The organism is Cyanobacteriota bacterium (assembly GCA_025054735.1).
In the GTDB taxonomy this organism is placed as follows: Bacteria; Cyanobacteriota; Cyanobacteriia; order SKYG9; family SKYG9; genus SKYG9.
The window spans coordinates 1-10,462 of record JANWZG010000102.1; the positions used below are offsets into that span (position 1 = coordinate 1).

General features: G+C 49.8%; 13 protein-coding genes. 5 read left to right on the forward strand and 8 right to left on the reverse strand.

Features of this window, described 5'->3' with window-relative positions:
• Together NZ772_06835 and NZ772_06840 are read left to right on the forward strand one after the other, a co-directional pair.
• Positions 1-671: hypothetical protein (locus tag NZ772_06835; GenBank protein MCS6813272.1), on the forward strand; the 671-nt coding region annotated here is incomplete at its 5' end.
• Between the two features lie 92 nt (positions 672-763).
• Complete coding sequence (locus NZ772_06840; GenBank protein ID MCS6813273.1) at positions 764-1,714, forward strand: homogentisate phytyltransferase; 951 nt, start codon at positions 764-766, stop codon at positions 1,712-1,714.
• Positions 1,715-1,902: 188 nt separating this feature from the next.
• Here the strand turns inward: NZ772_06840 and NZ772_06845 are convergent, their stop codons facing one another.
• Positions 1,903-2,442, reverse strand: a complete 540-nt coding sequence (locus NZ772_06845; protein ID MCS6813274.1) for a peroxiredoxin — start codon at positions 2,440-2,442, stop codon at positions 1,903-1,905.
• 228 nt (positions 2,443-2,670) lie between these two features.
• On the opposite strand from NZ772_06845, the gene NZ772_06850 reads away from it, so the two are divergent.
• A complete protein-coding gene (locus tag NZ772_06850; GenBank protein MCS6813275.1) occupies positions 2,671-3,144 on the forward strand; it encodes a transcriptional repressor in 474 nt (157 codons plus the stop codon).
• A 23-nt stretch (positions 3,145-3,167) separates the two neighbouring features.
• On the opposite strand, the gene NZ772_06855 is transcribed toward NZ772_06850, so the two are convergent.
• Positions 3,168-3,602: an SRPBCC domain-containing protein gene (locus tag NZ772_06855; protein MCS6813276.1), complete on the reverse strand. Its 435-nt coding sequence runs from the start codon at positions 3,600-3,602 to the stop codon at positions 3,168-3,170.
• A gap of 271 nt (positions 3,603-3,873) precedes the next feature.
• Here NZ772_06855 and NZ772_06860 point away from each other — a divergent pair, with 271 nt between their 5' ends.
• Entirely contained in the window at positions 3,874-4,248 is a 375-nt protein-coding gene (locus tag NZ772_06860; GenBank protein ID MCS6813277.1) for a hypothetical protein, read from the forward strand.
• Between the two features lie 201 nt (positions 4,249-4,449).
• Positions 4,450-6,651, forward strand: a complete 2,202-nt coding sequence (locus tag NZ772_06865) for an HAD-IIB family hydrolase (protein MCS6813278.1) — start codon at positions 4,450-4,452, stop codon at positions 6,649-6,651.
• 14 nt (positions 6,652-6,665) lie between these two features.
• Here the strand turns inward: NZ772_06865 and lgt are convergent, their stop codons facing one another.
• From lgt to nifT, 6 genes are all read right to left on the reverse strand, one after another.
• A complete protein-coding gene (lgt, locus tag NZ772_06870) occupies positions 6,666-7,562 on the reverse strand; it encodes a prolipoprotein diacylglyceryl transferase (GenBank protein MCS6813279.1) in 897 nt (298 codons plus the stop codon).
• A gap of 152 nt (positions 7,563-7,714) precedes the next feature.
• The gene (locus NZ772_06875; protein ID MCS6813280.1) at positions 7,715-8,566 is read right to left on the reverse strand and encodes a Uma2 family endonuclease; all 852 of its coding nucleotides are present in this window, start codon (positions 8,564-8,566) and stop codon (positions 7,715-7,717) included.
• 145 nt (positions 8,567-8,711) lie between these two features.
• A complete protein-coding gene (locus tag NZ772_06880; GenBank protein MCS6813281.1) occupies positions 8,712-9,050 on the reverse strand; it encodes a hypothetical protein in 339 nt (112 codons plus the stop codon).
• Between the two features lie 88 nt (positions 9,051-9,138).
• Positions 9,139-9,567: a hypothetical protein gene (locus NZ772_06885; protein ID MCS6813282.1), complete on the reverse strand. Its 429-nt coding sequence runs from the start codon at positions 9,565-9,567 to the stop codon at positions 9,139-9,141.
• A 14-nt stretch (positions 9,568-9,581) separates the two neighbouring features.
• Positions 9,582-10,220 (reverse strand): (2Fe-2S) ferredoxin domain-containing protein, encoded by a 639-nt coding sequence (locus NZ772_06890; protein ID MCS6813283.1) that lies wholly within the window; start codon positions 10,218-10,220, stop codon positions 9,582-9,584.
• Between the two features lie 9 nt (positions 10,221-10,229).
• On the reverse strand, positions 10,230-10,433 hold the full coding sequence (nifT, locus tag NZ772_06895) for a putative nitrogen fixation protein NifT (GenBank protein MCS6813284.1): 204 nt from the start codon (positions 10,431-10,433) through the stop codon (positions 10,230-10,232).
• Positions 10,434-10,462 lie beyond the last annotated feature (29 nt).

The window sequence follows — 10,462 nt, forward strand, 5'->3', positions numbered from 1 at the left end:
AGCCGGTCGTCCTCGTCCCAGTACGTGATGCAGACGTGCGGCTCGATGGAGGCTTGCTGCACCTGATGCACGGTGTAGGTGCGCTCGAAGACGTAGTCGGATTCGGCCAGGCCGCGCTCCACATCGCCAACGGCAGTGTGCAGCAAGCATTTGCCCCAGAGCCGCCCGTCAAAACCTGGAATCAATATCTTCAAGATGGTGCTGTGAAGCTGGGAGGAACGATGCTGCGAGCGCAGGACTTTGAAGCCCAGAGCAAACACCTGCACAACTTAATCCAAGCTGGTGTCCTCATGCCGCTGTTGATTAGACGGCAAAGTCAACTGCTGATTGTCTCGGCTACGTATGATTGGCAACCTGGCGATCGGCTCATCTATTTATTTCACGACCCCAAGTCTAAATTGTTAAAGTTGCTCTCTGGCCAGGCAAGAAGCCGATTAGCAATTGAAACCATTGCTGCGGTTGAAACCATCCCTCAGCCAGAGCCGCCTCCTCCAGCAGAGCCAGATTCACCAGTAGAGCCACCGTCTCCAGTAGAGCCAGCCTCACCAGATACCTCTAAGCCCGAAGATTCCAGCGAGACAAGTGCATCCCCGGTCAATGCACCAGCGGTTACAGCCATCTTTCCCGATAATGAAGCCTATATTGCAACTTCAGATGCTCGATCAGATTAGCAAAACTAATTCTGGCTCTGATTCCTGCTATGGTTATTCCTGGTATAGCTAGGGATGATTACCTTCATGGAGCATCCCCCGTATAAGTCGTCATGTCATCTTGGCACATTCGGTTTTCTTGGCTGTATGCCTTTTGGAAGTTTTCTCGCCCCCATACGGTCATTGGCACTACCCTCAGTGTCATGGCGCTGTATAGCATTGCCGCTGCTGAAGCCACTACTATTCTGCCCATCGCTACCCTTCCCTTAGCCCTGTTTGCCTGTCTCTGTGGCAATATCTACATCGTGGGCTTAAATCAGTTGGAAGATATAGGGATTGATCGCATCAATAAACCCCACCTTCCCCTAGCCTCAGGCGAGTTTTCTCCATCCCAGGGGTGGAGCATTGTGGGCACGACAGGCTTGCTAGCGCTTGCAGTTGCAGCTTGGCAAGGAATTTGGTTGTTGGCAACAGTTGGCATTAGCTTGATAATCGGCACTGCCTATTCTTTGCCACCAATTCGCCTGAAGCGCTATGCTCTGTGGGCATCATGGTGCATCCTTACCGTGCGCGGACTAGTTGTCAACTTAGGGTTATTCCTACACTTTCAGCAGACCTTAAGTCCAGGCTCGGCGGCCATTCCACCGGTAATCTGGGCGGTTACTGTGTTCATGGTAGGCTTCACCATTGCCATTGCCATCTTTAAAGATATTCCCGACCTAGAGGGCGATCGACAATTTCGCATCAATACACTGACTGTCCGCTTAGGACAACGAGCGGTGTTCACCCTAGCTATGCTGTTACTAACAACCTGTTACCTCGGTATGATTCTGGCAGGTCTTGCAGGGTTACCCGGTGTCCACCGACCATTCTTTGTTGCTACCCATGCCCTAGCTTTGATCAGCCTCTGGTGGTGTTGCTACAGGTTAGGCATCTCAAACTCGCCTCACCTCAACCAGCGCTACGCCCAGCTCTATCTAATTATTTGGTCACTATTTTTCCTGGAGTATGGAATGATTCCAATTGCTGTGCTGCTGAACCACTCAGCAAATGGAACTATATGAATAACGCTAGTCTTCTCAGTCACACTACTGCCAGCCGATACTCACTATGGACACCCGTCTCTAGGGAGTAAACTCAAGGGCTGTATGCACAGAGCTGCGGACAGAGAGGACTAGCGCCAGTAGAACGATCAAACCAATTTCAACTCAGGGTCACACGATCACCGACACTAGAAAGCCTTGCACAGGAGCTATGACTTAACGCTCTTTAGGTAGTTCAGCATGGTGTCTGCATCCGACACTTCAAAGGGATCTGTTGGGCAGTTGTCGCTGTAGCCTGGCTCGACAAAGATTTTCTCGATCGTGCCGTCATTCACCACCATAGAGTAGCGCCATGAGCGCAGTCCAAAACCAAGGTTATCCTTTTCTACTAGCATACCCATCTTGCGGGTGAACTCACCATTACCATCGGGTAACAGCTTCACCTTTTCTATACCTTGCTGCTTGCCCCACTGATACATCACAAAGGCATCATTGACAGATATACAAATTACTTCATCAACGCCTTGAGCCTTGATCTCATCGTACAGTTCCTCATAGCGAGGCAAGTGGGTAGAAGAACAGGTAGGGGTGAATGCCCCAGGCAGGGAAAAGACAACTACACGCTTACCACCAAAGATCTCTTGGGTAGTGACATCTTGCCAGCGGAAGGGGTTGGGGCCTTCTACAGACTCATCACGGACACGAGTCTTAAACACTACATCGGGCACTTTATCCAATACAGCAACCATTGTTTCTCTACCTCAAGTAATTACAGACGAATGTTGCAATTGAAATTTGCAAGTTACTCTCTTAGGAACACCAGCGCACATGGAGTGGTGAATGTCCCTGTAAATCAGAATAATTCTGAGCTGAGAAAAAGTCAAGGAAAAGATTAAGATAATCTTTATAAATTATCTAATATAAAACTGGTGGTATCGATAGGACTGACTACAATATCAGAAGGTAAACATTAGATTATGGTTATGGGTTCCCAGGCTACAGATCAGCAACTGACTGGCACATCTATGGAAGCGATCGTGCAACTTCTTAGATCAAAAGGCTTGCGGGTTACACCGCAACGGTTTGCTGTGTATGCCAATCTTTTAGCTCGATCTGATCACCCTACAGCAGATCAAATTCTCAGTGATTTGAATCAAGAGGTACCTATTTCATCCCAGGCTACGGTGTACAGCTCATTGCAGGCATTGCGAGAAGCTGGCCTAGTGCGTGAGGTACTCTTGGAGGAAGGCGTGTCTCGCTATGATGCCAATGTTCAGCCTCACCATCACTTTCAGTGTCGCTGTTGTGGTGTGATTTCTGACATTCCTTGGGAAACATTCCAGAACCTTAGCCTGAACCAGCTATACCCCCGACTCTATGCTGAAACCTATGAAGTTACTGTTCGTGGGCTGTGTGAACAGTGCCAAGTAACCAACGCCAAGGGACTTTGAAGTATGAGCCTTGATAGACAATTCTACGTGGCTTCAATGTAGCGCTTGAGTTCACGAGCCATGCGATCAATTCCCCGTTGCTCATCTTGCCGAATGAAGGGAAAGAAAAAACCTGCTAACCAGCCAGAAAACCTATCCTGGTGAACGTATCGAGTATACCCTGCACCAATATCTTGCAACTCAAACACGTGCTCGTTGCGTAATCCGGGCACTACAGAGTGCCAGCGAAGACAGACCATGGGTTGTACCAAGGTAACGGTGGGTTGAAACTGGGTTTCAGGTTCGCCAGCCACTCGCCGTAGTGACAATGCTACAGAACGCCCCTGCTGGAATGGTAGCTTGCTATTCAAATCGTAGAGAAATGTGTTCCAGTAAAGCCACTGTTCCTTGCGAATGAGGGCCTGCCAGACACGACTTCTGGATGCCCGAATGTCAATCTCAGTGTAGAGACTCGGCATACGCTGTGCTACCAACTGCTAGTATTACTACCTACTGACCTGATCTTAGCGCTCCTCAGTGAATTGCGTCACGCTGAAGCATGGGGCTAAAGCCGATCGGCTTAGACTGCTTGTGAGACAACTGATGCAACGATGGCAGCCTGCCTAGAGTTAGGACTCTCTAGCCCCTAGGCCCAGGCTTGCTGCAATGACCAGAAACCTAGACAATAGGATGAAGAGTAGATTTCATCGTTAATTGCTCGTTTGAAGACTAAGCACTATACCTGTGCCTATGGCCTTTGATCCTAATCAATTCTTGACTCGCGATGAAGCTTTGCTAGTAGACGCTGCTCTGCTGACTTCCCAAGCTAAATTCACAACCCGGATAGCTCTCTATTCCCTGCGTACCCTGAGACAGATTGCTAGTGATGCTGGGGTGACGATCGACCAAATCACAGGTGACCAAATTCTTAGCTGGATTCAACAAGATCCAACAGTGCAAGAAAATGCAGGCATGGATGCTGAGTTTGTCGAATTTTTTGCTCGCTTGGTCATGTCATCCTTAAAGCCTCTCAGAGAGATTGCAACCGCTACTGAAACAGCGATCGCAGATTTGACAGTTCGCCAGGTGATTACCTGGTTTGAGCAACAATCTCTACCGACGTAATCAAACGTAAAGAATGGTTCATTACTCTGTAGGTCAGCGGTTACTGATGATGGGTATCACCCCCTTGACTCCCTGCCTAGTCAAAGATTGGTTACACTTGAGCCATCAATGGTCATCACAGGTTGCTAATTTTACTGCTATTGATTTGCTGTGAACTTGCTATTGATTTGCTGTGAACTATAGAACTATGAAGGGTGATTCATGTCAATCAACTCAGGACTCTATGTTTTGCTAGTTAGCATTCATGGCCTGATTCGAGGTCATAATCTAGAGCTGGGGCGAGATGCAGACACAGGCGGACAGACTAAGTATGTAGTGGAGTTAGCTCGCGCTCTTGCAAACCATCCACGAGTCGATCGGGTTGACCTAGTAACCCGATTGGTGTCTGATCCAAAGGTGAGTCCTGACTATGCACAGCCGATTGAGCAACTCTCAGACAAAGCCCGAATTATTCGGTTGCCCTGTGGCCCACGCCGCTATTTACGCAAGGAAGTGCTCTGGCCCCATCTAGACAGCTTTGCTGACGAGTTGCTACGTTACCTGCGGCAACTAGGCCGCTTGCCTGATGTCATTCACAGCCACTATGCAGATGCAGGTTATGTGGGTTGTCGGGTAGCTGGCTGGCTAGGACTCCCTCTCGTGCATACAGGCCATTCCCTAGGGCGAGTGAAGCAGCAACGATTGCTAGAGCAAGGTAGCAAACCTGATGCTATTGAAGAGTACTTTCATATTAGTACCAGAATTGAGGCTGAGGAGACTACCCTGGCGAGTGCAGCCTTGATCATTGCTAGTACCCACCAGGAGGTGGAAGAGCAATATAGTATGTATGACCAGTATCAGCCCCAGCGTATGGTGGTGATTCCGCCGGGGGTAGCACTGGAGGAGTTTTATCCTGCGCCTGCTGGTTGGCAACCACCTGCCATTCAGCAAGAGTTGCAGCGGTTTCTACGCGATTTACAGAAGCCGATCGTCATGGCTCTCTCACGACCAGCAATTCGTAAAAATGTTGGCACCTTAGTCAAGGCGTTTGGTAGTGATCCTGAACTGCGACAGCTTGCTAACTTAGTGTTGGTGCTGGGTACTAGGGATGACGTTATGACGATGGAATCAGGGCCACGTCAGGTGTTGACAGAAATCTTTCAACTGATCGATCGCTACGACCTCTATGGTCATGTTGCCTATCCCAAGCAGCACAAAGCCCAGGATGTTCCTGAACTGTATCGGTTAGTGGCCCAGAGTAAAGGGGTATTTATCAACCCAGCCTTGACGGAACCCTTTGGCCTCACCCTAATTGAAGCTACGGCCTGTGGTGTACCTATTATCGCTACGGCAGATGGCGGCCCTCGTGATATCCTAAAGGCTTGCCAAAATGGCATGTTAATTGACCCGCTGGATATTGCCCAAATTCAAGCTGCGCTAAAGTTTGCTTTAACGAATGCTGAGCAGTGGCAAACGTGGGCAACCAACGGTCTTAGGACTGTGCATCAGCATTTTTCGTGGGCTAGCCATGTGGAGCGTTATTTAGACCAAGTGGAGAAACTGCCACAGCGTCCAATACAGCCGATGCTGAGTCCATTGACGAGGGCACCTGCTGCCGATCGTCCTGAGTGGAAAATGCCTGCGGCTAACCGCTTGCCCACTGCCGATCGCTTCTTAATCTGTGAAATTGATAATACCTTACTGGGCGATCACGATGCGCTCCACCAATTAATTCACCGCCTCCATGAACAGGGTCACACTACAGGGGTAGGCATAGCTACAGGCCGCACTGTCCAGAGTGCTCTGGAAATGTTAAAGGAGTGGCAGTTTCCCATGCCTGATGTCCTGATTACGGCCACGGGCAGCGAGATCTACTATGGCCCCCAAGTAGTAACGGACACTAACTGGCAGCGTCATATTAACTATCGGTGGGAACCAGATGCCGTGAGGTCAGTAATGGCAGAGATTCCTGGTATTGAATTACAACCCCCAGAAGCCCAGACTCGATTTAGAATCAGCTATTTTGTGGATATTGGCCGAGCGCCCAGTTTCCGAGAAATTATGCGCCGGCTACGCCAAAACCAACTCCATGTCAAGGGCATCTTTAGCCATAACAGATACCTAGACCTGCTCCCTATTCGCGCATCTAAGGGGGATGCTGTGCGCTATTTTGCCTTCAAATGGGGTCTGCCTGTTAAGCGATTCTTGGTAGCTGGGGCATCGGGTAATGACGAGTCGATGCTGGCGGGCAACACCCTAGCAGTTGTAGTGGGGAACCACAGCTCAGAATTAAAGCGGCTCAGGGACTATCCCCAAATTTACTTTGCCCGTGGCCACTATGCTTGGGGGATTTTGGAAGCGTTAGACTACTATGATTTCTTTGGTTCCCTAACGCCTAAGCAAGCAGAGAGTTTGGCAAGCTAAGGGGGAGCAGTTGGCTAGGAATGACTCGATGTAGAGGCAGGACCGACATCCGGCAGGTCACGGCGCAACCGATAGAGCCACAGCAGTCCCAGACTTCCAAGGCCGATCGCTACCAAGCTAACTAATTGGGCTATGCGTAGTGATCCCAGCATGAGGCTGTCAGTGCGTAAACCTTCAATCCATACCCGTCCCAGGCTGTAGGCAATCATATACACCATGAATAGGGTACCTGGTTTAGGACGCTTGCCCGTGGCTTCACCGCGAAAAAATAGCGTCATTAGCAAGATAAACACTCCGATGTTCCACAGTGACTCGTAGAGGAAGGTAGGGTGATAAAACTCTACGGTTTTAAGTCCAGGTGGACGGTTTGCTTCTGGGATGTATAGCTTCCAGGGCAGGTTTGTGGGGTCACCAAAGGCTTCAGAGTTGAAAAAGTTACCCCAGCGACCAATAGCTTGCCCCAAGATGAGCGAGGGTGCAATCAGATCTGCGATTTCCCAAAACGACACTTTGTGGAGGTAGCTAAAGATCAGCCCGGCGATCATACCCCCCAAAATAGCGCCATGAATCGCAATGCCCCCTTTCCAAATAGCCAAAATATCAGCCGGACTCTGGGCATAGTTGTCCCACTCGAAGGCAACGTAATACAACCGTGCACAGGGAATAGCACCGATAACCAACCAAACGATACAGTCGCCAACCAATTCTGGGCTAATTCCCCGTCGCTTTGCTAGTGATTGAGAAAGCAATGTGCCTATCAATACTGCTGAGGCAATCAGTAATCCGTACCAGCGGACAACGATCGGCCCTGCCTCAAATACAATAGGGCCTGGTGATTTGAACACTGCCCATACTGAAGATATGGGTGTTAGCAACCCATTCACAGATAGCGAACAATCATAAAGAGTCATAGTTCACGCTTTCCCTATGCTTAACCGCTGGCCAAAATCTAACTATGCCATCCAGAATACCCTGTTGGCAGCTTTCTAGGTGAAGGTCTCAGAGAACTGAGGATCAATCTAGCTAGACGTTAAGCATTCTATTGGTTGAACTTTAGGAGATTTTAGAGGTCGGGTATACGGCCAGGGTCAAACCCTTGCGATCGCAAGAACGCTTCTAGTTGCTCCCGGCGTTGCCGTTCCTGTTCAGCACGTTGCCGTTCCTGTTCAGCGCGTTGCCGTTCCTGTTCAGCGCGTTGTCGTTCCTGTTCAGCGCGTTGCCGTTCCTGTTCAGCGCGTTGTCGTTCCTGTTCAGCGCGTTCATCGGAGGAGAGTAACAAATTTCCTTCGCTATCCCACCACCGTAACCACGGTAAGGTTTGGTTGCCGTATTTCCCCTCCCAAATTCCCAACTCTACACCCATGGGGGCAATGGCATAATGTCCCCGCTCATTCGGGTGGCATGGCTGGTACCGATTTGCAACTAGTTCGTACACCTCCACCGTGGCCCGTTGCATGTCATAGATGGCGTAAAACGGAATGCGAATTGCTTGCTCGTATACCCAAAACTTTCCTGCTTTGCCAGAGCCATTGCTAAAGGGTGATGTATAGTCGTGCTCTTCGGTGCCATCACCAGCAACAAATTCGATCGCAATCAAGGGTGCAATAATTTCCTTCCAGAGCACGTAGGAGCGGCGCATCTGCCCATCTAGCAGCGGGGGCACATTGGGGACGTAAAACCAATCGGGGGCTTCGGCTCCCCGCTCTGGGGGATCAGTTAAACGCCAGTAGATGCCACAGTCTTGACCGATCGCATACCGACCATCAGGATGCAGTCTGTCTAGGGTTGGCTGGATGGATGTTGTGAGTAGGATGCTCTGGGGATGTTCCTGAAAGTTCTTCACAAACGTTCCATCCGATTCTGGTAGCTGTGTGTGATCTGGCAGACTGAGAGTGGATTGCACGATCGTCGTCATAGCAAACAGTCCCTAGCGCGAAACACGATCGCTTCCATTGTAGAGCGATTACCCTGCGGGCATGGTCATTGTTCCAAGGTATGAGTAGTCTGGGCATCTCTGACCCAGCGTGTGGCCACGGCGCAATCTCCATCATCTGCTGTTGCTAGTCTTCATCACGACAGGGAAATGCCTCCTCTAGCTCAGCAATGACCGTTCGATTGTCAATGAACCACTTGCGGCTAGCTGGGCTGAGTTGCTCCCAGATGACATCGGGGGGGATATGGGGTGACGTAAATTGATAGCGCTGTCCCAAAATTTTGAGGTCAATTACAACTGCCTCTGGTAGACCAAAGGATTGCCAGTCAACGGCAACTGATCGTCCTGACAGTCCTCCGGAGGGGTCATACACTAGTTGAGCTAGTCGGACTAGATCTGCAAAATGGGATGCTCTCAGGCCAGCGTTAGGAATGTGATGGGCAGATGAAAATTGATGGTCAGGCATAGGCAGGAGGAAACGCTAGGAGAAGAATGGCAGAAATCGTTAATTGGGACTTTAATTGGGACTATTAGATACTGTCTACGGTGATGCTTTAAGACGATCGGGGACAGGTTTGTAAATCTTGTTGCCTCAGATGATTGCAAATGCTCTGCTGGCGTTGTTCTCTGGCAGTTAAGCCTAGCCACAGATCGAGTTCATCTAGGTTGAACCCTACGGAGTAGCGATCGCCGCTTTGAATCAAGGGTCGCCGGATGAGCAAGGGATGAGCAATCATCAATTGCAGGGCTGTGGCCCAATCAAGCTGAGCAGGAATTATGGCTCCTGAGGTAATCAAGGGGGCAGTAGGGTTAAAGCACTCAACAATAGGACGGTGCCCAAAAAACTGCTGGAGTCGCTGAACTGTCCACCTTTCAGTGAGCAGATTACGAGCATCGACAGTATGCCCAGCAGCAGTGAGCAATGCTTTCTGCCTGGTGTTGTTCACGCAGCCCGGTTTCTCGTAAAAAATAATCGTTGCCATAACAGGTTAAGCATTCAGCAAATTGCAAGTTGTGAGGCGATCGCATCAGCGATCTGCGACAGGTTTTTTAGCCTGACCTCTGTGTACCGGTGATTTCCAGGTATGACCACCAAGTTTGGCGCAGATGCACAGCGCTTGAGACAACCAGTACGCTCGATGGTGACATACTGATCGACACGGCGATCGCGCAATGCTTTCCCCAATGCCTCGCATAATCCGTTACCTCCCCGCTTTAAGCAGTCTGATTTTTGACATACCAATACTTTGACCTTGGGCTTGGCCTTAGTGGATTGCAGGTGGGGTTGGTGGCTAGCATCGGGTTTCTCTAAGAACGTTGGATTAGCTGGGTTTGTAAGCTCCGTTGCTGCTGACTGCGGAAGACGATTAGTAGTGAGAGGAGTAATCTGTGCTGCCTTCAGTTTGAGGGTAAGGGTATGGCGATCAACCTTACCAATGCCCGTAACCCGGAGCAAGTCTCCAGGCTGAAGTGACGAACCCCAAGCCAATCGCATTACCTTGGGCAGCTTGATGAGCATCTCTTCCGATAGCACTCGCAACCGCAGATACTTCGGAGTTCCATCACGACGGACAAAGCCTAGAAACTGACCTTCAAAATTGAACCCTATGCGCGAGTAACTATCCAACTGATTCATAATCCTGTCCTAGGCAATACGTCGTGCTTCTAAGGTTTTTGGTAGAACTAGAGGATCGTCGAGATTGGCGATCGCCAGTTCCCAACCATTGGCAAGGGTAAAAATCGTTTCTGAATCGACCTCTACCCGGTTCACCACTTCTTCTTCCAAATCCTTCTTGGCAACGTAGACAGTCAAGTGTCCAGCAGCATTTTGGCGCAACATCACTTTCATAAATTCTCATCGGCTAGTTCAAGTTCTTT

Bases quoted from the DNA above. Each gene is read 5' to 3' on its own strand.
- NZ772_06840 (MCS6813273.1), top strand. From the start codon at position 764: ATGTCATCTTGGCACATTCGGTTTTCTTGGCTGTATGCCTTTTGGAAG.
- NZ772_06845 (MCS6813274.1), bottom strand. From the start codon at position 2,442: ATGGTTGCTGTATTGGATAAAGTGCCCGATGTAGTGTTTAAGACTCGT.
- NZ772_06850 (MCS6813275.1), top strand. From the start codon at position 2,671: ATGGTTATGGGTTCCCAGGCTACAGATCAGCAACTGACTGGCACATCT.
- NZ772_06855 (MCS6813276.1), bottom strand. From the start codon at position 3,602: ATGCCGAGTCTCTACACTGAGATTGACATTCGGGCATCCAGAAGTCGT.
- NZ772_06860 (MCS6813277.1), top strand. From the start codon at position 3,874: ATGGCCTTTGATCCTAATCAATTCTTGACTCGCGATGAAGCTTTGCTA.
- NZ772_06865 (MCS6813278.1), top strand. From the start codon at position 4,450: ATGTCAATCAACTCAGGACTCTATGTTTTGCTAGTTAGCATTCATGGC.
- lgt (MCS6813279.1), bottom strand. From the start codon at position 7,562: ATGACTCTTTATGATTGTTCGCTATCTGTGAATGGGTTGCTAACACCC.
- NZ772_06875 (MCS6813280.1), bottom strand. From the start codon at position 8,566: ATGACGACGATCGTGCAATCCACTCTCAGTCTGCCAGATCACACACAG.
- NZ772_06880 (MCS6813281.1), bottom strand. From the start codon at position 9,050: ATGCCTGACCATCAATTTTCATCTGCCCATCACATTCCTAACGCTGGC.
- NZ772_06885 (MCS6813282.1), bottom strand. From the start codon at position 9,567: ATGGCAACGATTATTTTTTACGAGAAACCGGGCTGCGTGAACAACACC.
- NZ772_06890 (MCS6813283.1), bottom strand. From the start codon at position 10,220: ATGAATCAGTTGGATAGTTACTCGCGCATAGGGTTCAATTTTGAAGGT.
- nifT (MCS6813284.1), bottom strand. From the start codon at position 10,433: ATGAAAGTGATGTTGCGCCAAAATGCTGCTGGACACTTGACTGTCTAC.